At 64.5% G+C, this 25,565-nt stretch carries 19 protein-coding genes and 1 riboswitch; of the genes, 5 read left to right on the plus strand and 14 right to left on the minus strand.

Annotation, left to right across the window (positions count from 1 at the left end; genetic code table 11):
- From AC1RZR_RS28830 to AC1RZR_RS28870, 9 genes are all read right to left on the minus strand, one after another.
- On the minus strand, positions 1–1,029 hold the full coding sequence (locus AC1RZR_RS28830) for an oligopeptide/dipeptide ABC transporter ATP-binding protein (RefSeq protein ID WP_481826729.1): 1,029 nt from the start codon (positions 1,027–1,029) through the stop codon (positions 1–3).
- Entirely contained in the window at positions 1,026–1,991 is a 966-nt protein-coding gene (locus AC1RZR_RS28835) for an ABC transporter ATP-binding protein (protein ID WP_481826730.1), read from the minus strand. Before AC1RZR_RS28835 ends, AC1RZR_RS28830 begins: the two co-directional genes overlap by 4 nt.
- Positions 1,988–2,866, minus strand: a complete 879-nt coding sequence (locus AC1RZR_RS28840) for an ABC transporter permease (RefSeq protein ID WP_481826731.1) — start codon at positions 2,864–2,866, stop codon at positions 1,988–1,990. Before AC1RZR_RS28840 ends, AC1RZR_RS28835 begins: the two co-directional genes overlap by 4 nt.
- Positions 2,859–3,809 carry an ABC transporter permease gene (locus AC1RZR_RS28845; protein ID WP_379105498.1) on the minus strand — a complete coding sequence of 317 codons (951 nt, stop codon included), beginning with the start codon at positions 3,807–3,809 and terminating at the stop codon, positions 2,859–2,861. Before AC1RZR_RS28845 ends, AC1RZR_RS28840 begins: the two co-directional genes overlap by 8 nt.
- Positions 3,810–3,828: 19 nt before the next feature.
- A complete protein-coding gene (locus AC1RZR_RS28850; protein ID WP_481826732.1) occupies positions 3,829–5,838 on the minus strand; it encodes a CocE/NonD family hydrolase in 2,010 nt (669 codons plus the stop codon).
- Positions 5,839–6,035: 197 nt separating this feature from the next.
- Positions 6,036–9,176 carry an efflux RND transporter permease subunit gene (locus AC1RZR_RS28855; RefSeq protein ID WP_481826733.1) on the minus strand — a complete coding sequence of 1,047 codons (3,141 nt, stop codon included), beginning with the start codon at positions 9,174–9,176 and terminating at the stop codon, positions 6,036–6,038.
- A gap of 198 nt (positions 9,177–9,374) precedes the next feature.
- On the minus strand, positions 9,375–10,523 hold the full coding sequence (locus tag AC1RZR_RS28860) for an efflux RND transporter periplasmic adaptor subunit (RefSeq protein ID WP_477273749.1): 1,149 nt from the start codon (positions 10,521–10,523) through the stop codon (positions 9,375–9,377).
- 52 nt (positions 10,524–10,575) lie between these two features.
- Positions 10,576–11,181 (minus strand): TetR/AcrR family transcriptional regulator, encoded by a 606-nt coding sequence (locus AC1RZR_RS28865; RefSeq protein ID WP_481826734.1) that lies wholly within the window; start codon positions 11,179–11,181, stop codon positions 10,576–10,578.
- Positions 11,182–11,370: 189 nt separating this feature from the next.
- Positions 11,371–13,011 carry an acyl-CoA synthetase gene (locus AC1RZR_RS28870; protein ID WP_481826735.1) on the minus strand — a complete coding sequence of 547 codons (1,641 nt, stop codon included), beginning with the start codon at positions 13,009–13,011 and terminating at the stop codon, positions 11,371–11,373.
- A 191-nt stretch (positions 13,012–13,202) separates the two neighbouring features.
- Between AC1RZR_RS28870 and AC1RZR_RS28875 the strand changes: the two genes are divergently transcribed.
- Both AC1RZR_RS28875 and AC1RZR_RS28880 read left to right on the plus strand, forming a co-directional pair.
- A complete protein-coding gene (locus AC1RZR_RS28875; protein WP_481826736.1) occupies positions 13,203–14,168 on the plus strand; it encodes a sugar-binding transcriptional regulator in 966 nt (321 codons plus the stop codon).
- A gap of 91 nt (positions 14,169–14,259) precedes the next feature.
- Entirely contained in the window at positions 14,260–16,314 is a 2,055-nt protein-coding gene (locus AC1RZR_RS28880) for a bifunctional aldolase/short-chain dehydrogenase (protein ID WP_481826737.1), read from the plus strand.
- A gap of 44 nt (positions 16,315–16,358) precedes the next feature.
- Here AC1RZR_RS28880 and AC1RZR_RS28885 read toward each other — a convergent pair whose 3' ends face one another.
- From AC1RZR_RS28885 to AC1RZR_RS28900, 4 genes are all read right to left on the minus strand, one after another.
- A complete protein-coding gene (locus tag AC1RZR_RS28885) occupies positions 16,359–17,204 on the minus strand; it encodes an acyl-CoA thioester hydrolase/BAAT C-terminal domain-containing protein (protein ID WP_481826738.1) in 846 nt (281 codons plus the stop codon).
- Between the two features lie 104 nt (positions 17,205–17,308).
- Positions 17,309–18,361 (minus strand): substrate-binding domain-containing protein, encoded by a 1,053-nt coding sequence (locus AC1RZR_RS28890; protein WP_477273737.1) that lies wholly within the window; start codon positions 18,359–18,361, stop codon positions 17,309–17,311.
- A 48-nt stretch (positions 18,362–18,409) separates the two neighbouring features.
- On the minus strand, positions 18,410–19,405 hold the full coding sequence (locus AC1RZR_RS28895; RefSeq protein WP_481826739.1) for an ABC transporter permease: 996 nt from the start codon (positions 19,403–19,405) through the stop codon (positions 18,410–18,412).
- An 82-nt stretch (positions 19,406–19,487) separates the two neighbouring features.
- Positions 19,488–20,999 (minus strand): sugar ABC transporter ATP-binding protein, encoded by a 1,512-nt coding sequence (locus AC1RZR_RS28900; protein ID WP_481826740.1) that lies wholly within the window; start codon positions 20,997–20,999, stop codon positions 19,488–19,490.
- Between the two features lie 135 nt (positions 21,000–21,134).
- Here AC1RZR_RS28900 and mtnK point away from each other — a divergent pair, with 135 nt between their 5' ends.
- Positions 21,135–22,406: an S-methyl-5-thioribose kinase gene (gene mtnK / locus AC1RZR_RS28905; RefSeq protein WP_481826741.1), complete on the plus strand. Its 1,272-nt coding sequence runs from the start codon at positions 21,135–21,137 to the stop codon at positions 22,404–22,406.
- The gene (gene mtnA, locus AC1RZR_RS28910; RefSeq protein ID WP_481826742.1) at positions 22,403–23,497 is read left to right on the plus strand and encodes an S-methyl-5-thioribose-1-phosphate isomerase; all 1,095 of its coding nucleotides are present in this window, start codon (positions 22,403–22,405) and stop codon (positions 23,495–23,497) included. The genes mtnK and mtnA overlap by 4 nt, the downstream gene beginning before the upstream one ends.
- 32 nt (positions 23,498–23,529) lie before the next feature.
- Here the strand turns inward: mtnA and AC1RZR_RS28915 are convergent, their stop codons facing one another.
- Entirely contained in the window at positions 23,530–24,069 is a 540-nt protein-coding gene (locus tag AC1RZR_RS28915; RefSeq protein ID WP_481826743.1) for an Lrp/AsnC family transcriptional regulator, read from the minus strand.
- A gap of 48 nt (positions 24,070–24,117) precedes the next feature.
- On the opposite strand from AC1RZR_RS28915, the gene AC1RZR_RS28920 reads away from it, so the two are divergent.
- Positions 24,118–25,296 (plus strand): MFS transporter, encoded by a 1,179-nt coding sequence (locus tag AC1RZR_RS28920; RefSeq protein ID WP_481826744.1) that lies wholly within the window; start codon positions 24,118–24,120, stop codon positions 25,294–25,296.
- Between the two features lie 69 nt (positions 25,297–25,365).
- Positions 25,366–25,511, plus strand: a riboswitch (FMN riboswitch).
- The last annotated feature ends 54 nt before the right edge of the window (positions 25,512–25,565 follow it).

Here is a 25,565-nt window from a genome sequence, read left to right on the forward strand (position 1 = left end):
TCAGTTTCCCCTTTGGTTTGCGGAAGCGCGTGAGAAGGCTTCCCGTTCTTGCCCGCCTGTCTCCAGCGGGAAATGGCAGCGCACCATCCGGTCGGTGCCCATCGGTCGATAGGCCGGTGCCTCGGTCTTGCAACGATCGCGCGCGATCGGGCAGCGCGTGTGGAATTCGCAGCCCGAGGGCCGGCGGAACAAGCTTGGAATCTCGCCCGTGACGGCCGGGGTGTGGCTGCGCCGGCGCGGGTCGGGTATCGGCTCGGACTGGATCAGCGTCGCGGTGTAGGGATGCATCGGCGCCGAGAACACATCCTGCGTCGGCCCGGTCTCGACAAGCCGGCCGAGATACATGATGGCGAGCCGATCGCTGACATGGCGGATCATTGCCAGATTGTGGGTGACGATCATGGCGGCGAAACCGAGTTCGCGCTTCAGCTCGCCGATCAGGTTGAGCACGTCGCCCTGCACCGACACATCGAGGCCGGCGGTCGGTTCGTCGGCGAGCAGCAGATGCGGCTTCATCGCCAGGGCGCGGGCCACACCGACCCGGCGCGCCTGCCCGCCGGAAAGTTCATGCGGGAAGCGGTCGACGAAGGAGGCCGGCAACCCGACCAGCGCCAGCAGCGCTTTTGCCGCGGCGCGACGGTCCGGCATCGGCAGCCCCTGGATGACCTGCGGCTCGGTCAGCAGCGTGCCGATGCGCAGACGCGGGCTGAGCGAGGCGACCGGGTCCTGGAACATCATCGCCGAGCGCCGGCGCATGGCGCGGAAATCGGCCGGCGTCTGCACGTCCCTGCCCTCGAAGACGATGCGGCCCGCCGCAGCCCGCACAAGGCCAAGAATGGTGCGCGCCAGCGTGGTCTTGCCGGAACCGGACTCGCCAACCAGCCCAAGCGTCTCGCCCGGCATCAGCGACAGCGTCACGCCGTCGATGACGTTGAAGCCCGGCAACGGGAATGGGTTGATCAGGCGGCTGAACAAGTTGCTGCGGGCGAAGGTTACCGACAGATCGTCGATGGAGAGCAGCGGGCTCATGGCGCCACCGCATGGCAGCGCGCCCTATGCGAGGCGGACAGTTTAACCACTGGTGGCGCGACTGAGCCGCAGGGCGCGAAGGCGCGGTCGCAGCGCGGCGCGTAGACGCATCCGCATGGCGGCTGCGTCAGGTTGGGCAATGAGCCGGGAATGGTCGGCAGCCGATCCAGCCTTTCGGGAAAGCGGGCCGGATCACAAGCGAGCAGCGCCTGCGTGTAGGGATGCCTGGCGTCATGGAAGATCGCGTCGACCTCGCCGCCCTCGACCACCTCGCCGGCATACATGACGTAGACCCGGTCGCAGAGTTCGGCGATGACGCCGAGATGGTGCGAGACGACGATGATGATGCCGTTGTATTCGCGCCGGAGTTCGCGCAGCAGATGGATGATCTGCGCCTCCATGGTGACATCGAGCGCCGTCGTCGGCTCGTCGGCGATGAGCAGGCCGGGATCGGTCAGCAGCGCCGCGGCGATCGCCACCCGCTGGCGCATGCCGCCGGAGAGTTCGTGCGGATAGCAGTCCATCCGCCGTTCCGCGTCCGCGATGCCGACGCGGCCGAGCATGACGGCGATCCGCGCCCGCTTCTGCGCACGGCCGAGATCCTTGCGGTGATGCTGGAAGTCGACGAGCTGGTCGCCGATGGTCAGCACCGGGTTGAAGGCGGTCATCGGATCCTGGCTGACCAGGGCGATCTCGTCGCCGCGCAGCAGGCGCTGGCGGAGCGCGTCGAGCTTTGCCAGGTCGACGCCGTTGTAGCTGATCGAGCCGTCGATGCGGGCGTTGGCCGGCAGCAGGTTGGCCAGCGCGGTGACCAGCGTGGACTTGCCGCAGCCGCTCTCGCCGACAATGCCGATCACCTCGCCGGGATGCGCCTCGATGTCGACATGGCGCAGGGCGTGCACGCTGCCATGCGGCGTCTCGTAGCGGACGCTGAGGTCGCTGGCGGCGAGCGAACCGCTCATGCCGGCCTCCGCAATTGCAGGCGCGGGTCGAGATAGTCGCGCAGGCCTTCGCCGAGGAAGGTGAAGCCGAGCGTCGCCAGCACCAGCGGCAGGCCGCCGAAGATGACCATGAAGGGCGCCGAACGGATGCTGGTGTAGCCGTCATAGAGGATCGAGCCCCAGGACGGCGTCGGCGGCCGCACACCGAGGCCGAGGAAGCTCAAGCCCGCCTCGACCATGAGGACGACCGGGATGTCCATCGACAAAAGGATGATCAGCGGGCCGACGACATTGGGCAGGAGGTGGATGAAGATGATGCGCGTGGCGCTGGCGTCGAGCAGGCGCTCGGCAAGGATGTAGTCGCTGTTCTTCAGCGCCAGCGTCTGCGCCCTAATCAGCCTGGCATAGCTCGGGAACGAGGTCGCGGCGATGACGATGATCAGCGTGCCGGTGCCGGCGCCGAGCACGGTGATGATGGCGAGCGCGAACATGATCATCGGCAGCGAGTTCAGACTGTCGAAGGTCAGCACCAGAATGGCGTCGAGCCAGCGCGGCCCGTAGCCGGCGATCAGCCCGAGCAACAGGCCGATCGCACCGGCGATGGCCACCGACACCATGGCGATGGTCAGCGCCGTGCGCGCGCCATAGATGACGCGCGACAGGAGATCGCGGCCGAGATGATCGGTGCCGAACCAGTGCCCGACCGACGGCGATTGCAGCTTGTGCAGCACATCGATCTTGAGCGGAGAGTACGGCGCCAGCCAGGGCGCGAAGACGGCAGTGGTGAGGAAGCCGGTGACCAGCACAAGCGCCACGCAGGTGAACGGGTCGGCAAGCAGCGCGCGCAGCAGCGGAAACCGTTGTCGGTCCGGAAGGGACAGCGAGGCGTCAGCCACGGAAGACATCGCGCACCCTCGGGTCGAGCCGCGCAATCAACAGATCGGCGGCGATGGTGATGGAGACGTAGATGGCGGTCATGATCAGCACGGTGCCCATGACGACCGGATAGTTGCGGGTGTTGACGGCGTCGGTGATCAGCTTGCCGATGCCGGGGCGAGCAAACACCGCCTCGACGAAGACGGCGCTGGACAGGATGCTGCCGAGGCCGACGGCGACCAGCGAGATGGTCGGGATGATGGCGATGCGCAGCGCGTATTTGGAGACGATCTTCCACTCCGGCAGGCCGAAGGAGCGCGCGGTGCGGATGTGCGGCTCGCCCATCACCTCCATCATCGAGGCACGCACCATGCGGGCGATGTAGCCGATCCAGCCGAGCGCTATTGCCGCGGCCGGCATGATCAGCGCCTTGGCCTGGCTGACAATGTCGCCCGCCTCGCCGGCGCCGATGGCCGGCAGCCAGCGCAGCGTGACGGCAAAGAGCAGCAGCGAATAGATGGCGACGACGAAGGACGGCACGGCGATGACGCCGACCGAGAGCACGCCGATCACCGCGTCTGCTAGCGTGCCGCGCCGCATCACCGACAGGCAGCCGAGCGGAACGCCGATGAGCAGCGCGACCGTGAGCGCCGTCAGACCGAGGATCAGCGTGTTCGGCAGCGCCTCCATCACCAAGGTGGAGACCGGCCGGTTCGACCATACGTCAAAACCGAGATTGCCGGTCAGCGCGTTGCGGAAGAATTCGACGATCTGCCACCAGACCGGCTGGTCGAGGCCCATGCGCTCGATCAGCAGCCGCTTCAGCTCCGGCGTGGCGCGCGGACCAAGCGCCACGGTTGCCGGATCGCCCGGCACCAGAAAGACGGCCGCATACATGGCGACCATGACGAGCACGAGGATCAGGAGGCCGAGACCGATGCGCTTCACTGCATATGCAAGCATGGTCCCCTCTCCGCTCCTGTCAGGCGAAATCGCGCCTGATGCGCCGCGTTGCCGAGGCGCTGTGGACGAGCTTGCCTCGTTCTCGCGCCTCGAGCCGCCAGCTCAGGTTGAAATGGGTTTCATCCGATGTCAGCTCGGTGACCGCCGTCGCGTCGGTGTCGGCATCGCCGCTGGCGATGGCCCAGCGGTATTCGGTGACGAGCCTGGCCGACAGCGGATCGTCGGCACGGATGCTCATCGTATCGCTGTTGGCGGAGGACACGGTGATGCCGCGATCGTCATAGCGCCTGCGTCCATGGTCGGAGGACAGCGCGATGGTCTGTATGCCCGCGCCGACATCGTCGGTGACGATGCGGCGGTCGAAGCCGTCATCCAGAGTGGTCGTAGGAACCGGCGGCGCCGTTTCAGCCCGCTCGAAGCGGACGTCGCGGTCGCGCGGCGACGGCGGACGCACCGGAAGCATTGCCGTGCTGTCGCCGCTCGCCACCGATAGGGTCGACAATCTCGGCTGCGGCCACAGGATCGGCCAATGCTGGTTGGCCAGCGCCAGCCGGATGCGGTGGCCCCTGGGCACGGTGCGGGCGAAATCGTTGAGCTTCAGCCGCACGCGGAACGGCGTTCCGACCGGACATGGCGTCGGGTGCTCGTGGCTGTCGCGATGGCTGAGGTTGAGCACGCCATAAGTCATCAGCGCCGAGGTGCCGTCCGGATAGACGTCGCAGAGCCGGGCGGCAAGGTTGACATGCGGCTGGTCGACGGTGACGAGCAGATCGAGTTCCGGCGCGCCGAGCAAGGTCACGTCGTCATCGAGCGGTGGCGTATCGAAGCACAACGCCAGCCCGTCCTCGCGGCGCTGGTCGATGGCCATGTCCGGGCAAGAGCCTCCATAGCCGCCCCAGCGGCCGCAATCGCGGCCGGCGGTGGCCGGCGAGCGTACCGAAAGCATGGCACCCGGCGCGGGTTCGCTGCCCAGCCCGGCGGAGTTCAGGTGCAAGGCGCGGCGCTCGATGCGCGGCGACGGCCACTGATCCTCGGCGGCCCAGCTACCGGCATGGTCGGGAAGATAAAAGGGTTGCGGCCGCTCCTCGCCGGTTATCCAGACGCGGTAGAGGGGCTCGTCCATGATGCCGGTGTCTTCGCCACAAAGCCAATGGCGCCACCAGCGCAACGCCTCCTGCAGATAACCGATCAGCGGCCCGGGCGCACCGCGGCAGGGATAGGCATGCGACCACGGACCGACGATGCCAAGCTTCGGTCCGGGCAGATGTTCGAGCAGGCGCGGCACGAAGTTGGAGTAGCTGTCCTCCCAACCGCAGACAGCCAAGACCGCGCATTCGATCGCTGCGTGATCTTCGCAGACCGACCCTTGCCGCCAATAGTCGTCGCGACGCTGATGCGCCAGCCAGGTTTCCGACAGTGAGCTGGTCGCCGCCAGACGGCTGGTCCACATGGCGCGCCAGGCGCCGCCGACGATCTGAGGATCGGGCGCCATCGCCTTCTTGACCAGCATGAAGTTGGACCACATCTCCTGCTCGGTGAGCAGCGCGCCGCCCATATAGTGGATGTCGTCGGCATAGCGGTCGTCGGTGGCGCAGTTGGTGATGATGGCCTTCAAGGCCGGCGGCCGGCGCGCCGCCACCTGCAGCGCATTGAAGCCGCCCCAGGAAATGCCGGTCATGCCGACATTGCCATTGCACCAGGATTGCGCGGCCAGATGGGCAATGATCTCGCAGGCGTCTTCCTGCTCGCGCGGCAGGTATTCGTCGGCCAGATCGCCATCGGAATCGCCCGAGCCCCTGATATCGATGCGGGCGCAAGCGATGCCGTGACCGGCAAGCCAGGGGTGGATGTCGATGTCCCGGGCCACTGTGCCGTCGCGGCGGCGATAGGGCACCATTTCGACGACGACAGGCACTTGGGCGTCGGTGCGCGGGCGCCACAAAGTGGCGGCGATTCGCGTGCCGTCGGCCAGCGTGATCCAGAGCGGATCGACGGTTTCGACGGCAAAGGGGAACTCGGTTCGTACCACGGCAGGTACTCGTTAAATCGCCTTGTTGAACGTTCGTACAACAAGGCGATTTAAGGCGCAATCCCGCTTCGCGCTTTTTGGCGCCGAATACCGCTCACGGCCAGTGCCGGCCGGGTGGGCCAGCGAGAGACCGGGTTATGAAGCGGTGGAAGGGAATGCAGATTTGCGGGCCGGACGACAGCGTCCGGCCCGCAAATCTATTCGGCGGCCAGCGCCAGTTGCGGCCTTTCGGCAGGCACCTCTGGTTCAGGCATCTGTTCGGCATCCACCGCCTTCTTGGGCTCCCGCCCAAAGAACAAGGCATAGCCGGCGGGGAGAACAAGAATGGTCAGCACGGTGGCAACCATGATGCCGCCCATCATGGCATAGGCAAGCGGCCCCCAGAACACGGCGCGCGAGATCGGGATCAGCGCCAGCACCGCCGTCATTGCCGTCAGCACGATCGGCCGGAAGCGTCGCACGGCCGAGCCGATGATCGCTTCATAGCGATCCATGCCAGTGGCGATATCCTGGTCGATCTGGTCGACAAGGATGATCGAGTTGCGCATGATGATGCCGAGCAGCGCGATGACGCCGAGGATGGCGACGAAGCCGAACGGCGCGCCGCTGATCAGCAGGGCCGCGGCTGCACCGATGATGCCGAGCGGACCGGTCGCCAGCACCAGCATCGCCTTGCCGAAATTCTGCAGCTGGATCATCAGCAGCACGACGATGATGGCCAGCATGATCGGCGCCTTGGCGGCGATCGAAGCCTGGCTTTCGGCCGAATCCTCGGCACCGCCCTGGATCTCGATCTTGTAGCCGGGTGCCAGTCCGTCGCGCAGGCCCTGCATGTCCTTGTACAGCTTGGTGACGACATCGTTCGACTGCACGCCGTCGGGGAGCGTCGCCAGCACGCTGATGGTTGGCAGGCGGTTACGCCGCCATTCGATGCCTTGCTCCAGCACCGGCACCACCTTGGCCACCTGCGACAGCGGCACGAAGCCGCCGAAATCGGTCGGGATGTAGACGGAGTCGACCGAGGACAGCAGGCTGCGGCTGGCATCCGGCTCGCGGGCTACGATGGACACCGTCTCCTCGCCGTCACGGAAGTCGTCGAGCGGCGCGCCGGTCATCGTCGCCTGCAGCATCTGGCGGATGCGCTGCGAGGTGACGCCGAGTGCGCGGGCGCGATCCTGGTCGATGACCAGCTTCATTGCCGGCACCGGCTCCAGCCAGTCGTCATGCACGGCGCCAAGCAACGGATCTTCGCGGAACTTTGCCTTCACCTGATCGGCGATGCGGCGCACCTCCTGGCGATCCGGACCCATGACGCGCATCTGCACCGGCCAGCCGGTCGGCGGGCCAAGGAACAGGCGGTCGACCTTGGCGCGGATCGACGGGAAGTCTTCAGCCAGAACCGTGCGCAGCTTGACGATCAGCCGTTCGCGGGCCGGCTCGTCATTGGCCATCACCAGAAGCTGGGCGAAGTTCGGATTGGTCAGCTGCTGGTCAAGCGGCAGGAAGAAGCGCGGCGCGCCTTCGCCGATATAGGTGGCGATGAAACGCTTGTCCTTGTCGTCCATCATCTTGGTTTCGAGCGCCTTGGCCTGCGCCTCGACTTCCTTGATGCTGGTGCCTTCCGGCAGCCAGAGGTCGACGAGGATTTCCGGCCGCGACGATTGCGGGAAGAAGTTCTGCGGGATGAACTGGAACGCCCACAGGCTGGTGCCGAAGGTAACCAGCGTCATCACCAAGACGATGATGCGATGGCGCACCGCCCAGCCGACGGTCGAGCGAAGCCGGCGGTAGAAACGCGTGTCGAAGACATCGTGATGGCTGCCGGCATGCTTGCGCTGCTTCAGGATCATGTTGCCGAGCCACGGCGTGAAATAGACCGCGACGAACCAGGACACGATCAGCGCGATGCCGACGACATAGAACAGCGTGCGCACATATTCGCCGGCCGTGGAGGCGGCGAAGCCGACCGGGATGAAGCCGGCGGTGGTGATCAGCGTGCCGGTCAGCATGGGGAAGGCGGTCGAGGAATAGGCGAAACTCGCCGCCTCGATCTTGACCAGCCCCTCCTCCAGCTTGCGCTCCATCATCTCGACGACGATCATCGCGTCGTCGACGAGCAGCCCGAGCGCAATGATCAGCGCGCCGAGCGAGATGCGCTGCAGATCGATGCCGATTTCGTACATGATGGCGAAAGTGGCGGCCAGGACCAGCGGAATGGCGATGGCAATAACCAGGCCGGAACGCCAGCCGATCGACAGGAACGAGACGACGAGCACGATCAGCAGCGCTTCGCCGAGCGCCTCCATGAACTCGTTCACGGCATCCTTGACGACCTCGGGCTGGTCGGAAATCTGGTCGACCGCAACGCCATAGGGCAGTGCTTCCTCGAAGCGCTTGTAGGTTGCCTCGACATCCTTGCCGACGTCTCTGACATTGAAGCCCTTGGCCATGACGACACCGAGCTGCACGCTCTCATGGCCGTTGAAGCGGTATTTGCGCTGGTAGGGATCTTCCAGCCCCGACGTCACCGTGGCGATGTCGCCGAGCCGGGTGACCTGGCCGCCGGCGCGCAGGCGCAGGTTGCGGATGTCCTCGACCTTGCTGACATCGCCCTCGACGGAGATGCGCACCGAATTGGTGCCGGTGTCGACGGAGCCGGCGGGGTCGACATTGTTCTGTCCCTTGATCGCGTTCTGCAGATCGGTCAGCGTCAGGCCGCGTTCGGCGAGCGCCTTGGACGAGACGTCAATGTAGAGCTTTTCCGGCTGGTCGCCGATGATGACGGCCTTCTCGACGCCTGGCGTGGTCAGCAGCATGTCGCGAGCCTGGATCGCGAACTTCTTCAGCTCGGGATAGCTGAAGCCGTCACCACTGATCGAATGCAGGGTGATGAAGGTGTCGCCGAACTCGTCGTTGAAATAGGGGCCGAGCAGGCCTTGCGGCAGGTCGCCGGCGATATCGCCGACCTTCTTGCGTACCTGGTAGAAGGCGTCCGTCACCTCGGCGGCGTTGGTGTCACCCTTGATCTGGACCGTGATGATGGCGCTGCCGGCTCGGGTAAACGAGCGCACGAAGTCGAGATGCGGCGTTTCCTGCAGCTTGCGTTCGATCTTGTTGACGACCTGGTCTTCCATCTCCTGGATCGAGGAGCCCGGCCAGACCGCCTGGACGACCATCACCCGGAAGGTGAAATCGGGATCTTCCTTCTGGCCCATCCGCATCAAGCCGAGCGCGCCGGAAATGATGATCAGGCCGAACAGGAACCGCGCAATGGCGGGATGGCCGATTGCCCAGCGCGACAGGTTGAAGGGCCGCTTCTCGTCCGTGGAATTGGTCATCGATGCTGGTCCATCTATTTCAACAAGATCGAGGTTCGGTAGTGGCTTCCGGGCGGCAAGGCTCCGAGCGGAGAAACACTCGTCGCAGTGGGACGCGAGGCTTGATGCGCGGGGGGTCACATCAATCGAGCGTCTCGGTCAGGGCGCTTGCCGCCCGGAAACCAGCGGCTGCGGGAACGTGCAGCCGGTTGTCTGTCGTCAGCGCACCTGCCTGGCGTCGCTGCCATCGCCGGCCACGGAAGCAGATTGCAGCACAGTGTCGCCGGCGAGTTTCACCTTCAGGTTTTCGGTCATGAACTGCGTGCCGGCAGCGACCACGACATCGCCGGGCTTCAAACCTTCTGCAACCCGTACGCCATCGGCGGCGAATTCGGCGACCTTGACCGGACGGGCATGAACGGTGTCGGCGCCACGATCGACGGTCCAGACAATCGACTGGCTGCCTTGCTCGGCCAGTGCGCTCAGCGGGATCGAAACGAGCTGCCGTTCGTTGGCCGCCGACGCTTCGATGTTGGCGGTCATGCCGAGAAGCACGCGCGAATCCCCAGGCAGGCTGACGCGTACAGCGAAGGTGCGTGACTGCGGATCGGCGCTGCCGGCGACTTCGCGCACCTTGCCCTCGAGCGCCAGTCTGTCGTCGGACCAGAAGCCCGCCTTGACGACCTTGCCCGGCTTGAACTCGGCGATCTCCATCTCCGGCACGGCGATCAGAACTTCCTTTTCGCCGTCGACGGCAACGGTGACCACCGGCGTGCCGGAGCCGACCACCTGGCCGACATCAGCATTGACCGCGGTGACGATGCCGTCCCTGTCGGCCTTGAGGTCGGTGTAGCCGGCCTGGTTCTTGGCCTGGTCAAGCGACGAGCGGGCGGAGTCGCGCGTGGCAACCGCCTGGTCATAGGTGAGCGTGGCCTGTTCGAGCTGCGATTTCGGCGCAAAGTTCTTGGCAAAAAGCTGCTCGGCGCGCTTGCGGGCAAGTTCGACCGTCTCGACCTGCCGCTCGGCGGCATCGAGGGCGGCCTGGGCACTTTTGACCGAAAGGTCGTAATCAATGGGATCGATGCGGGCGAGCACATCGCCCGAGGCCACATGCTGACCAATGTCGACAAGGCGCTCCGTGATCTTGCCGTTGACGCGGAATGCCAGGGCGCTTTCGGTGCGGGCTCGCACCGACCCGGAATAGGAGAGCGTGCGGGTGTCATGCGCCTGGGCAATCTCGACGACCTTGACGGGACGGATGATGTCCTTGACTTCGGCTTTCTCCTGCGAGCAGCCGGCAAGCCCGAGCGCCGCGACGATCAGGCCGGCGACTGGCAGCTTGCGAAGGATGGAACGGGACAAAGACATCTTGGTACTCCAACTGGAGATGAATGGTCGATACCGGCACCCGCGTGCAGGGCTATCTCAAGGCCTTGATTGCATAGTCGATGAGGTCGTCGGGCATCGCCCGATTGGTCTTGGCAAGGCACTGCGCCACCATCTGCGGATGGCACAGGATGACAGTGGCGGCGCCGAAGCATCGCGACGCGATCACCGGATCCTGTTCCCTGAACTCACCGGCCTCGATGCCATCGCGGATAATCTCGGCGAACAGATCGTGAACGCTGTCGACATGCTTGTCGATCACGCCCCAGTCCCGTTCGAGCGCGATGATGACCATTTCATGGACCTTCTGCTCGTCGAGCATGACCTCCAGCGTCATCTTGTATTGTGCATGCACGTAGCGCCGAAGCCTCTCCTCGGCGCTGATCGGCAGGCGCGAAATCTCGTAGGCCATCTTGTAGCTGGCGCCGAGCATCCGGCCGCAGACGGCCTGGTGGATTTCGACCTTGGAGGCGAAGAACCGGTAGATGTTGGCCGGCGACATGCCGAGTTCGCGCGCGATGTCGGCGACATTGGTCTTGCCGTAGCCATAGTGCCGGAACAGGCGCTCGGCGCAGTCGAGAATGCGCGTCACATTTTCCTGTCGGGCGACGTCGGAAACTATGTTGGCGGCTTCGGACATGGGTCCCTGTTGCTTTACGAGTGACGAATTTCGATTTTCGTCACTCGTAAATCGAAATGGGCGACCTGTCAATGCGATTTCGACGTACCTGTACGATTGGTGACAGCTGGTGACATCCAACAGACGTCACGAAGCGGCCCGAGGATGCGGGGCGACAGGAAATATTTTCGCGAGAGGCTATCGGAGACTTCATGCGACCTTGGCCATTTCCCGCAGCCGGAACTTCTGGATCTTGCCCGTCGAGGTCTTCGGGATTTCTGCGAAGATCACTGCCTTCGGCACTTTGAAACGGGCAAGCAGCGCACGGCAGTGTTCGATGATCTCGGCCTCGGTCGCCACCTTGCCCAGTTTCAGTTCGACATAAGCGACCGGCACCTCGCCCCATTTGTCGTCGGCCCTGGCGACGACGCCACAGGAGGCAACCGAGGGGTGCTTGTAGAGCGCATCCTCGACCTCGATCGACGAGATGTTCTCGCCACCCGAGATGATGATGTCCTTGGAGCGGTCCTTGAGCTGAATGTAGCCATCGGCATGCATGACGCCGAGATCGCCGGAATGGAACCAGCCGCCGGCGAAGGCCTCGTCGCTGGCCTTGCGGTTCTTCAGATAGCCCTTCATGACGATGTTGCCGCGGAACATGACCTCGCCGATGGTCTCGCCATCCGCCGGGGTCGTCCGCATCGTCTCGGGATCCATGACGGTCAGGCCCTCGAGCGCTGCATAGCGCACGCCCTGTCGTGCCTTTTTGGCGCTGCGCTCGGCCTTTTCAAGATCGTCCCAGGCGCCATGCCATTCGTTGACGACCGCCGGACCATAGGTCTCGGTCAGGCCGTACAGATGGGTGACGGCAAAGCCGGCATCGGCCATGCCCGACAGCACGGCCTCCGGCGGCGGAGCAGCGGCCGTGTTGAAGGTGACGGTCTGCGGGAATTCGCGCTTGTCCTCGTCCTTCGCATTGATCAGCACCGACATGACGACCGGCGCGCCGCACAGATGGGTGACGCCATGGTCGGCAATCGCATCGTAGATCGGCTTCGGCCGCACCCAGCGCAGGCAGACATGGGTGCCGGCCTGGACGGCGAGCGTCCATGGAAAGCACCAGCCATTGCAGTGGAACATCGGCAGCGTCCACAGATAGACGGCATGCTTGGCCATACCGGCATGGATGGTGTTGGTGTAGGCCATGAGGGCCGCACCGCGATGGTGGTAGACGACGCCCTTCGGATTGCCTGTGGTGCCGGAGGTGTAGTTGAGCGAGATCGCGTCCCACTCATCGTCGGGCATCGACCAGGCGAAATCCTCGTCGCCGCCAGCAACGAAGTCCTCATAGTCGAGCGCGCCTAAGCGCTCGCCTTTGGGATAGGGCGCGTCGGTGGCGTAGTCGGGATCGTCGTAGTCGATGACCAGCGGCTTGACTTTGGCCAGCTCCAGGGCCTGCTTGACGACGCCGGAGAACTCGCGATCGACGATCAGGATCCTGGTCTCGGCATGATCGAGCTGGAAGGCGATGACGGCGGCATCCAGGCGGGTGTTGAGCGAATGCAGCACCGCCTTGGTCATCGGCACGCCGAAATGCGCCTCCAGCATCGGCGGCGTGTTGGACAGCATGACAGTGACGGTGTCGCCCTTGCCGATGCCGCGTTTGTGCAGCGCCGAGGCAAGTTTCAGCGACCGGCGCCAGAACGTGCGATAGTCTATGCGCTGGCGGCCATGGATGATGGCGACATGGTCGGGATAGGTCTTTGCCGCGCGCTCCAGATAGGTGAGCGGCGTCAGCGGCTGGTGGTTGGCCGCGTTCTTGTCGAGATCCTGTTCGTAAGGATTGCCCATCCCGTCCTCCCCGAGTTTCTTCTTCGAGACCTTCTAATAACAGGCTCGGGCCGCGTCACCACCAACGATGCCACGATAGAGCGCATTTGGCACAATGATGATCTAGATTCAGCGCGCGAAAGGGCATCGTATGCCTTGGCCTTGTTTGACTTTTGTCGATGGCCGTGAATAATGTCAGCCGAGGAGACGGCATGGCGATCCGACCGGCAGAACAGCTTATCCACAAGGCCGCCTGGCTCTACTACGCCCATGGCCTGCGGCAGGACCAGGTGGCGAGCCAGCTTAACATTTCCCGCGCCTCGGTCGCCATGTATCTGCGCAAGGCGCGCGAGACCGGCATCGTCAACATCTCGACCTCGACCCAGCTTTTCACCGACGATGTGCTGGCGCGCAAGGTCGAGGATGCGCTGAGCCTCGACGCCGTCTGGATCGCGCCGGAAAACGACCATATCGCCGATCCGTCGACGGAAATCGCCGTGCTGGCGGCAAGCGTCTTTCTCGAGCTGGTCAAGAAGGGCGATCGCATCGGCGTCGCCTGGGGCCGCACCGTCTACACGATCGCCGACATCATGTCCTATGCCGACCTGCAGGATGTCACCGTGGTGCAGCTGTGCGGCAATCTCGGCGCGCCCTATTCCTACCGGCCCGACCAGTGCACGATGGAGATCGCGCGGCGGCTCAACGCCAAGGGGCTCAATTTCTACGCGCCGCTGGTGCTGTCGACGGAAGAGCTGGCGCGCGCGCTGCGCGCCGAGCCGGTGATCCGGGAGCAATTGTCCGGCGTCGGCGAATGCGATCTGGCGCTGTACTCGGTCGGCGCGGTCGACGCCGACAGCCATCTGGTCAAATGCGGCGCGCTGACATCAGGCGAGATGGCGGAGCTGCGCAGCCGAGGCGCTGCCGGCGTCATTGCCGGGCAGATCATCGACGCCGAGGGCAAGGTGCTCGACTGCAGCTACAACCGCCGGGTGATCTCCGCCGAACTTGCCTCGTTGCGTGCGATCGCCAGGCGCCTGATGGTCGTGCAGGAGGACAGCAAATTCGAACCGCTTCTCGCGGCAATCGCTGGCGGACTTTGCACGCATCTGGTGGTCGGCGCACGCATGGCGCAGCGGCTGCTGGACCATGCGGCTGCCACGACAGAAAAGGCCTCCTAGGAAACCACCATCTCCGCCGCCGGCGCATTGTCATCACAGCGTCGCGGCATTCCTGTTTCACCATCCAAGACAGCAATCGGACGAAGCGAACATGAAGAACCTGTGGAATGACGACGCAGCCGAGAAACTCGTTGCCGACTATGCAAGGAAGGGTGTCGAGCGCGACCTGGCGTTGCGCGTCTACACGACGCGGCTGCTGGGCGGCGAGCCGCGGCTGGTCCTGCATGGCGGCGGCAACACCTCCTGCAAGACGACTGCCACCGATCTTGTCGGCGACCAGTGGGACGTGTTGTGCGTCAAGGGCAGCGGCTGGGACATGGGCGTCATCGAGCCGCAGGGCCTGCCGGCGGTCAAGCTCAAGCCGCTGCTCAAGGCGCGCTCGCTAAACAAATTGGCCGACGAGGACATGGTTGCCCTGCAACGCGCCAATCTCATCGACCCGTCCTCGCCCAACCCGTCGGTCGAGACGCTGCTGCACGCCTTCCTGCCGCACAAATTCGTCGATCACACGCACTCGACCGCCATTCTGGCCATCGTCGACCAGGAAGACAGCAAGCCGCTGGTGAAGACGGTGTTCGGCGCGAAGATGGGCTATGTGCCCTACATCATGCCCGGTTTCGACCTCGCCAAGGCGGCCGCCGACATCTTCGACGCCGATCCAACCGTCGAGGGCCTGATTCTCGACAAGCATGGCATCTTCACCTTCGGCGACGATGCCAGGCAGGCCTACGACCGGATGATCCACTATGTGAACGTCGCCGAGGACTACGTCGCCAAAAACGCCAAGCCGCAAGCGGCGAAGCCAGCATTGCCGGCAAAGCTCGCGACGCCGGCCACCATCGCGCCGACACTGCGCGGCGCCGTCGCCGTGGCACGTGGCGAAGGCCGCTTCGACCGCATGATCAGCGACTTCCGCACCTCGGACGCGATCGTCGATTTCATCAATTCGGCTGAGATCGCCGACTTGGCCGGACGCGGCGTTTCGACGCCCGATCTGTCAATCCGCATCAAGACCGGACCGATGGCGCTGCCGGCGCCCGATGCCGACAAGGTCGGCGACTACAAGGCCGTGATCAAGGATCACGTCGAGGTCTTCGCCAGGGACTACCGAGCCTATTTCGAAACCAACGATGCCCTCGACGACGTCAAGCGCACCATGCTCGACCAGATGCCGCGGCTGACGCTGGTGCCGGGCCTCGGCATGTTCGGCCACGGCCGCACGCTGAAGGACGCAAAGATCGCGTCGGATGTCGGCGAGATGTGGATCGAGGCGGTGCGCGGCGCCGAAGCGATTGGCCGTTTCCATCCGCTCTCCAAGGCCGACCTGTTTCCGCTCGAATACTGGTCGCTGGAACAGGCCAAGCTCGCTTCCAACAAGCCGAAGCCGCTGACTGGCCAGGTGGTGCTGATCACCGGCGGCGCCGGTGCGATTGGTGCGGCGACGGCCAAGCTGTTCGCCGACAATGGCGCCCATGCCGTCGTTGTCGATCTCGATGCCGAAAAGGCCGCCGACGCCGCCAAGAAGGCCGGCAACAACTCGATCGGCGTTGCCGCTGACATCACCAATCCGGCGCAGGTGCGTGCCGCCTTCGACAGGGCGGTTGCCGTGTTCGGCGGCGTCGACATCCTGGTCTCCAATGCGGGTGCTGCCTGGGAAGGGCGGATCGGCGAACTCGACGATGCGCTTTTGCGCAGGAGTTTCGAGCTCAATTTCTTCGCCCACCAGTCGGTGGCGCAGAATGCGGTGCGCATCATGCTAGAACAGGGCACCGGCGGCGTGCTCCTGTTCAACACCTCAAAGCAGGCGGTCAATCCCGGGCCGAAGTTCGGCGCCTATGGCGTGCCGAAGGCAGCGACGCTGTTCCTGTCCAGGCAATACGCGCTCGACTATGGCGCGCACGGCATCCGCTCGAACGCCGTCAACGCCGACCGCATCCGCTCGGGTCTTTTGACCGACGCCATGATCGCCAGCCGATCGGGCGCGCGTGGCGTCTCGGAGAAGGAGTACATGTCCGGCAATCTGCTCGGCCAGGAAGTGACGGCGCAGGACGTGGCGCAGGCGTTCCTGCACCACGCGCTGGCCGACCGGACCACCGCCGATGTGACGACGGTGGACGGCGGCAACATCGCCGCGGCGTTGCGGTAGGCAAACCTGCCGAGACAGGCGCGAAGGGCTTTCGAGAGCTGCAGCTACAGCAGTTCCCGGATGCCTTCCCAAGCCTTTCTGCCCAGCCTCGAATCGGCTTCGTCATTGCCTCCGTGTGCATGCAATGCGGAGCGTGGTGTATTTTCGCCTGGCAAGAGAATGCGGTGACCCGCATCTGGCGACGAAACGAGATCTGTGACCTTGCCTGCCTGACTGCGCCGGTGAACAATATCTGTCGCGAACGATAGGGAAGGCCACAGTGCATCGTCGCCACCCGCGACCAGCAGAATCTCGGCCGATGCGGTTTCCACGGAGATGGTCGCCGAATTTGCTTGGCGCTTGAAGGTTTTCAAGCAGCGTTCGAAAAGCCCCCTGTAAGCGACCAGGCCATCGACATACTCTGGTGTCCAGTCTGGATCTGTCGGCACAAACGGCAGGGGAATACCGTTGAGCGACCATGAGGATCGTTCAGGCCAGCTGACACCGTCCCGGCCCGCACCGATATTTCCCCAAACCACGGATGATGGGCTGATTGCGACCACAGCGTTGATCCGCTGGTCATGGACTGCCGCGAGCAATGCGGCCTCGGCGCCCTTGGAGGTGCCGACATAGACGATGCGGCGGCATCCTGTTTCAAGGAGACAATCGGTTGCCGCGAAGAACGTTTCGAGGGGGATCTCACAGATGCCGGGGACCTGGCCCTCACCGCCAAACCACTGCAGCGCCAAGGCCGATGACCCCGCGTTTGCAAAGAGCCTCGCGCGCCCAACATCGACACGGCCACTCGATCCACCCAGCACCACGACGCCGGTGGTGGCCTGCGGGCATCGAAACAATTTTCCGGCGACGGCGCCGGACAGGGTTTCCTCGACTACCGCCTGTGCTTCCATCTACGAACCGAACCTTAAAGCCGGTATCTGCAATCCGGCTCTGCAATATTCGGCAAAAAGGCCGCCTGCAACAAGCTCCGGCAAGCGGCCTTCGGTAGCGAAACCTACTTGGCGTTCGGGTTCGGCATCCATGCCGGCATCGCGACATCGGCATGGGCGAACTGCGGCAGCTTGGCCGACAGGTCTTCCATGTTCTTGATGTCCTTGTCGATGAGGTCCTTCTGGGTGATCAGCGTCGGTGGCACGACGACGTTGTGGCCGGGGTCTTCACCGGCGAGCAGCTGTGCCAGCGCACGCACCGAGACCTGGCCGACGACGGCCGGGTTGGTCGCGGCGGTTGCCGCCCAGGCGCTGTCGGGCTCGCGCATCGCCGCGATGTCGGACGTCGAGATATCGGCCGAGTAGATCTTGATGCCCTTGTTCAAGCCCGCTTCGTCGACGGCGATCTTCACGCCCTTGGCGAATTCGTCATAGGGGGCGAACATCACCTTGATGTCGGGGTGAGCCGACAGCACCGAACGCGCCTGGTTGGCGACGGAATTGGCGATCGGGTTGTCGAGCGTGCCGAACATCGCGACTTCGCTGATGCCGGCATACTTCTTCTTGACGTCGACCCAGGTCTCGTTGCGGCGGTCGAGCGGCGCGATGCCGGCGACATAGACATAGCCGGCCTTCCAGCTCTCGCCATTGTCCTTCACCGCCTGCTCGAGCGCGAGGCGGGCCAGGTCGCGGTCGGATTGCTCGATCTGCGGGATCTTGGGGTTCTCGACATTGACGTCGAAGGCGACCACCTTGATGCCCGCGTCGACCGCGCGCTGCGCGGCGTCCTTCATCGATTCCGTCAGGCCGTGCTGGATGATGATGCCCTGCACGCCAAGCGCGATGGCCTGGTCGACCATGTCGGACTGAAGGGCGGCGTCCTGGCGGCTGTCGAGCACGCGCAGGTCGACGCCGAGTGCCTTGGCCTGTGCCTCGACGCCGCTGAGATAGGCCTGGAAGAAGTCGCCGGTCGAGAGATAGCGCACCAGCGCGATCTTGACACCGGGCTTGTCGAAAGGCGCCGGCTTGTCCGCGGCCAGCGCCGGGAACTGCATCAGCATGGTTGCGCCGGCCAGCCCGAGCGCTGCCTTTCCCAGAAGTCTTCTTGTGATGTTCACCTTGTTTCCTCCACTCTTGTTGAACTCAAAATCCTATCCGGCCGGATGCTATCTCCCGCCCCTGCCCGAAAGGGCAAAGGTGAAGACAAGGGCGACGACCAGAACCACGCCCTTGACGAAATCCTGCGTGTAGTAAGGCGCGTTCATCATCGTCAGGCCTTGCAGCAAGATGCCGACGAACAGCGCGCCGACGGCAGTACCGAAGGCGTTCGGCTTGGCGGCGCCAAGCACCGCGTAGCCGATGAGCGCCGCGGCGACAGCGTCGAGCAGCAGATTATTACCCGAGGCGATGTCACCGCGTCCAAGCCGGGCGGCGAGCAAAATGCCGCCGATCGAGGCAAAAACTCCTGAAATAACGTAGGCCCAGATTTTGTATGCCTTGACAGGCGCGCCGGCGAGTTCGGCAGCACGCTCGTTGCTGCCGACCGCATACATCATGCGCCCGAAACGCGTGTATTCGAGGAAGAACCAGATCAGCACGGCGAGCACGAGCAGCACCACCACCGACACCGGAATGAGGTTCGGGATGAAGAAATCGAAGCGGTGGCGGCCGAGCGCCAGGAAAGCGTCGCTGAACTTGCCATTGGCGACCGAACCATCCGGCATGGTCATGCCGGTGGCGATCGAACGGCCCTCGGTCGGGATGCGCTGCAGGCCGACGAGCAGGAACATCATGCCGAGCGTCGCCAGGAGATCCGGCACCCGCATGTAGACGATCAGCCAGCCATTGATCAGGCCGACAATGGCGCCGATCAGCAGGCAGGCGACGACCGCGACGAGAGCGTTCTGCTCCAGCACCACCATGACATAAGCCGCCGCCATCATGGCTGAAGTGGCAACCGAACCGATCGACAGATCAAAGCCGCCGACGACGAGCGTGGCGGTGACGCCGAGCGCCAGCACGCCGGTGATGGCGACCGACTGGAAGATGAAGACGGCACTTTGCGGCGAAACGAAACCGTCGGCGGCGATCGCGAAATAGGCGACGAGCCCGAACAAGAGCACGATGAAGCCGTAGCGGATGGCATGGTCGCGCAGCGTCATTCAGCGCTCCCCAACGCCGCTGCGATTTTTACCCAACTCGAACCCATGGTCTCTCCATTCCAATTCCTATTTGCCGCCGCGCTCAGGCGGCGCTGTGCAGCGGTCCGCCGGCGACCTCGGCCAGCAGGCGATCGAGATCGACATCGGCGTTGCGGTGTTCGCCGACGATGGTCTGCTCCGACATCACCAGGATGCGATCGGCGGTCTCCAGCGCCTCGTCGAGTTCGGTGACGAACAGCAGCGTGGCGCGGCCGTTTGCACTCGCCCTGAGCTTGGCGGCAATGTCGCGCCGGGCGGAAATGTCGACGCCCTGAAACGGCTCGTCCAGAATGAACAGCCCTGCCTCCTGCGCCATCCAGCGGGCGACCATCACTTTCTGCTGGTTGCCGCCGGACAGCGCCGACATCTCGTCCTTCTCGGAGCGGCAGACAATGCCCAGGTCCTCGATCTGCCGGCGCGCGGTGGCGCGTTCCAGACGGCGCCTGAGAACACTGAGACGCGACATGCGCTTGTGAAACGGCAGGCTGATATTTTCCTGGATGTTGAAGCCGCCGACGATGCCGTTCTCGCCGCGGTCCTTGGCGACGAGGAAGACGCCGGCGGCGATCGCCTCGCCCGTCGATTGCGGCGCATAGGGTTTGCCGTTCAGCATCATGGTGCCGGCGAGCGGCTTGCGCACGCCAAACAGCGTCTCGGCCAGCGCCGTCTTGCCGACGCCGACGAGGCCGGTGATGGCGACGACCTCGCCATCGCCGAGCGTCAGCGAGATCGGCCTGGTGCCTTGCGCTATGCGCAAACCATCGATCTTGAGAACAATCTTGGCCGAATCCCTGACGACGATCTGGTCAAGCTGGATCTTGCGGCCGAGCATGTCGTTGACCGCGCCTTCATAATCGAGCGGTTTCTTGTCGAAGACGCCTGAGATGATGCCGTCGCGCATCGAGACGATGCGGTCGGCAAGCCGCCTGATGTCAGACATGCGGTGCGAGATGTAGAGGATCGCGACGCCCTGCTCGCGCAGTCTGTCGATCAGCGCAAACAGCCGGTCAGCCTCGGCGCTGGACAGAGAGGAGGTCGGCTCGTCGAGGATCAGCACTTTCGGCTGATGCGCGAGCGCGCGGGCGATCGCAACCATCTGGCGATCGGCCAGCGAAAGATCGGTGACGCGCGCCTTGAGGTCGATGGCCAGCCCCATGCGGTCGGCAACGGCCCTCGCCTCGCGACGCACGCGAGCCGGATTGAACAGAAACGGGGCGCCGCTGCCACTCAGGCGGTCGAGGGTCAAATTGGTGGCGACATCGAGATCGGCGACGACGCCGTCATTGATGTTCTGGTGAACGGTGACGACGCCGGCGCGGATCGCCTCCGCCGGCGTGCTCGGCGCGAAGGCCTGTCCGGCGAGGCCCATGGTGCCGTCGCCGCGCTCATAGACGCCGCTGATGATCTTGACGAGGGTGGACTTGCCGGCGCCGTTGGCGCCCATCAGCACGGTCACTTCACCGGCGTGCAGCTCCAGCGAGACGCCGCCAAGCACCTCGTTCTGGCCAAAGGATTTCCTCAGCCCCTCTGCGCGGAACACGGCATTGCCGACCATGCGTTCCTCCCTGACATGACGCTATGGGCAACATCGGCAATTGTCAACACGATTGACAATTGCCAGATCGCTTCCTAGCTTGGCCCGGCCGCCATGCCTCCGTTATGTTCGGGGCGCATAAGCGGGAGGATGACGATGACTGGGAAATTGCCGTTCGAAGCACTGTCGGTCGAGACGCTGCCAACCCGCCTTGGCGACAACGAGGCGTTGCGCGCGCGGATCGGCAAGGACTCCAGCGCCTGGAAGGTCCGCGAGGTCGGCGACGGCAATCTGAACCTCGTCTTCATCGTCGAGGGCGCCAGCGGTGCAGCGGTGGTCAAGCAGGCCCTGCCCTATGTCCGCCTGGTCGGCGACAGCTGGCCGCTGCCGCTCAAGCGCTCCTTCTTCGAATACCACGCGCTGACCCGGCAAGAGGCGCGCGCGCCGGGCTCGGTGCCGGCGATCCATCATTTCGATGAAGGCCAGGCGCTCATCATCATGGAGTATCTGTCGCCGCACATCATCCTGCGGCGGGCACTGATCGAAGGCCGGCAATTGCCAAACATTGCCAGGGATATCGGCCTGTTCATGGCGCGCACCCTGTTTCGCGGCTCCGACCTGCATATGGCAGCCAAGGACCGCAAGGCCGATCTGGCGCTGTTCGCCGACAATGTCGAACTCTGCGACATCACCGAGAACCTGGTGTTCTCCGATCCCTATTTCGACGCCAGGATGAACCGGCATACGAGCCCGCAATTGGACGCTCTCGTCGCCGAACTGCGCGCCGACCGCGACCTCAAGGTCGAGGCGCAGCGGCTGAAGCATATCTTCGCCGCCAATGCCGAAACACTGCTGCATGGCGACCTGCATTCCGGATCGATCATGGTCACCGACAGCCAAACGCGGATGATCGATCCGGAGTTCGCCTTCTACGGTCCAATGGCGTTCGATGTCGGCATGCTGCTCGCCAATTTCTGGATGTCCTTCTTCTCGCAGCGTGGACACGAGCAGAACGGCAAGCGCGACGCCATGCGCGCCTATCTACTCGAGGTGACGGTCGAGACATGGGCGGTGTTCCGCGCCGAGTTCTCGCATCTGTGGCGCACCGAGCGCACCGGCATGCTCTACCAGAAGAGCCTGTTCGAAGATCAGGGCGACAGGCTCGGCGCGGAACAGGCGCTCGACCATGTGCTGCATCAGATCTGGACCGACCTCCTGGGCTTTGCCGGCATCGAGGTCCACCGGCGCATCCTCGGCCTCGCCCACAATGCCGACTTCGAGACCATTGCCGACGAGGATTTGCGCGCCAGTTGTGAGGCGAAGGCGCTGAAATTCGGCCGCCACCTCGCCGTCAACCGGCGCCAGATCCACAGCATCGACGAGGTCAACACTCTGGCCGCGCTGATCGAACAGGAGAGCAGCATTTGAACGTCGGCGACCGCCACTATCGCACCATCTGGCTGAGCGACGACGGGCGTTCGGTGGAGATCATCGACCAGCGCTGGCTGCCGCATGATTTCCGCGTCGAGAGGATCGGCAGCGTGGCCGGCATCGCCACCGCGATCCGCGACATGTGGGTGCGCGGCGCGCCTCTGATCGGCGTCACTGCCGCCTATGGCGTCGCCATGCAGATGGCGGACGATCCGTCCGATGCAGCGCTCGACGCCGTCTGGGAAACCTTGCACGAGACGCGCCCGACCGCGATCAACCTGCGCTGGGCGCTGGACGAGATGCGGCGCTTCCTCAAGCCGCTGCCAACAGAGCAACGCGCCAAGGCCGCCTACCACCGCGCCGGCGAAATCGCCGACGAGGATGTCGGCCTCAACCGCGCCATCGGCGAGAACGGCCTCGCCATCATCAAGGCCATCGCGGCGCGCAAGCCGAAGGGCGAACCGGTCAACATCCTGACCCACTGCAATGCCGGCTGGCTGGCGACCGTCGACTACGGCACCGCGACCGCGCCGATCTATCTGGCCACAGAGGCCGGCATTCCCGTCCACGTCTATGTCGACGAGACACGGCCGCGCAACCAGGGCGCCCAACTGACCGCCTGGGAAATGGCCGGCCACGGCGTGCCGCACACGCTGATCGTCGACAATGCCGGCGGCCATCTGATGCAACGCGGCGAGATCGACATGGTCATCGTCGGCACCGACCGCACCACCGCCGACGGCGATGTCTGCAACAAGATCGGCACCTATCTCAAAGCACTTGCCGCCGCCGACAATGACGTGCCGTTCTATGTCGCCTTGCCGTCACCGACCATCGACTGGACGGTGCATGATGGGCTTGCTGAAATCCCGATCGAGCAGCGCTCGGCCGACGAGGTCTCGCTGGTCTGGGGCAAGACCGCCGCCGGCGAGATCGCCCAGGTGCGCATCTCGCCCGAGGCGACGCCCGCGGCGAACCCGGCCTTCGACGTGACGCCGGCGCGGCTGGTCACCGGCCTGATCACCGAACGCGGTGTCGCCAAGGCGTCGCGGGAAGGCTTGAAGGCGATGTTCCCCGAGCGCGTGTAGCACCAAACGCCGCGAGTTTCGGTCCCGCCCTCCTAGTACAGTGGCTCGGCCATGTGCTTGGGCGTCGGCCACGTCGCGGTCACGCCCGGCTGTACCGGCCGCTCGAGATAGGTCGACAGCACCACATAGCTGCGCGTCGACGTGACACCCGGCGTCTCGTAGAGGCGTGCCAGAAGTCCTTCGAGCGCTCTGGTGTCTTCGGTGCGGACCTTCAGCAGCATGCATGTATCACCGGCGACGGTATGGATTTCCTCGACTTCCGGATACTGCGAAACCGCCATCAGTTCCGGGGTCTTTCCCCAGCCTCTGGTGTCGATATGGACAAAGGCGAGCAACGGCTTTTTCACCGCCTTGGGATCGATGATGGCGGCTGTGCTGCGGATGGCGCCGCTGCGCCGCAGGCGCTTGACCCGCTCATGCGCGGCCGGCGGTGAAAGCCCCACACGATCGCCGAGCTCGGCGTAGCTGACCGTCGCGTCGTCGACGAGGACGCCTAATATTTTTCGGTCGATTGCGTCGAGGTCACGGGCCGCAGACCTGTTCTGCAGAATGCCATCTGTTTCTTCATCCATGTTGAAATTCCCGGTTGCTACAGAATTCAATGCGGTCACTATGGTCTTATGTCGAACGCTGATCAAGTTGCATCATTGGCTACAAACGCCCGGGCGCCGATCCCGGCTCTCGCCTATCTCCTGACTGGCTGCATCGCGGTGATCGGCTCGAATTCGCTTGTGCTGGGCCCGATCGCACCGGCCGTGGCCTCGTCGTTTGCGACAAGCGTGCCGGTCGTGATGATTGCGGCGGCCGCGTTCGGCCTCGGCACCTCCGCAAGCGCCCTGTTCCTGGCGCGCTATATCGACCGGGTTGGCGCACGCCGGATGTTGCAGGGCGCATTGTTGTTGCTGGCGATTGCACTGGTCGCCAGTGCCGCGGCACCGACGGTCGCGGCGCTGGTCGTGGCCCAGTCTGTCGCCGGCATCGCCGCCGGTATCGCCATGCCGGCAATCTATGCCAGTGCGGCGGCCATCGCGCCGCCGGGCCGCGAAAGCGGCACGATCGGTGTCGTGCTGACCGGCTGGACCTTGAGCATGGTCGCCGGCGTTTCGCTGTCGGCCGTGCTTGCCGATCTCGTGCATTGGCGTGCCGTTTTCGCAGCGGTCGCACTGCTTGCAATGCTTGCCTTGGCCGGTCTCACAATGACGTCGCTGAGCGACGCCAGGAAGAGCGGCCCGGCGCCGACGCCGCTGGAGGCGCTCGGCATTCCCGGCATCGTACCGCTTCTGGTCGCCTGCGCCGCCTTCATGACCGCCTTCTATGGCGTCTATGGCTATCTCGGCGATCACCTGCACAGCGGATTGGGGAGACCGGTGAGTGCCAACGGCTGGGCAGCACTTGCCTATGGCATCGGCTTCGGCACGGCCGCCCTCCTCGACGGTGTCATCGATCGGCTGGGTGCGCGTCGCGTCATGCCGTTCGCCTATCTTCTGGTCGCCACCGTCTACGTCGCGATTGCCGCGGCCAGCGGCAGCTTCGGCCTGACCATCGCCATTGTGGCGGTATGGGGACTGGCCAACCACTTCGGCCTGAACGTCCTGGTGATGCGCCTGTCGGCGCTCGATCCCACGCGGCGCGGCACGATCATGGGACTGAACAGCGCAGTGACCTATCTGGCGGTGTTTGTCGGCACCACTGGCTTCGGCCCGCTCTACTCGACTTTCGGTTTTGCCATCTGTGCGATGGTTGCCGCACTGCTCATGCTGGTTGCCGCTGCGGCGGCTGCATGGCGCACGACTAATTGACAGACTGTATCGGCTATCAGCCCTTCACGCGATTGACAGCGGCGCCCTGCCCTTCCATACAAACGGCGTTAATGTTCTCAGGGCGGGGTGAGAGTCCCCACCGGCGGTAAGGGTTTCGGCCAAGCCCGCGAGCGCTCTCCACTTATCGGAGAGGTCAGCAGATTCCGGTGTGATTCCGGAGCCGACGGTTACAGTCCGGATGGAAGAGAACGAACGGAAGACGGACCGCCTCGGCGGGCCGGATTTCGTATCGTGCGTCCTGATTCTGG

The organism is Mesorhizobium bavaricum, assembly GCF_056781655.1.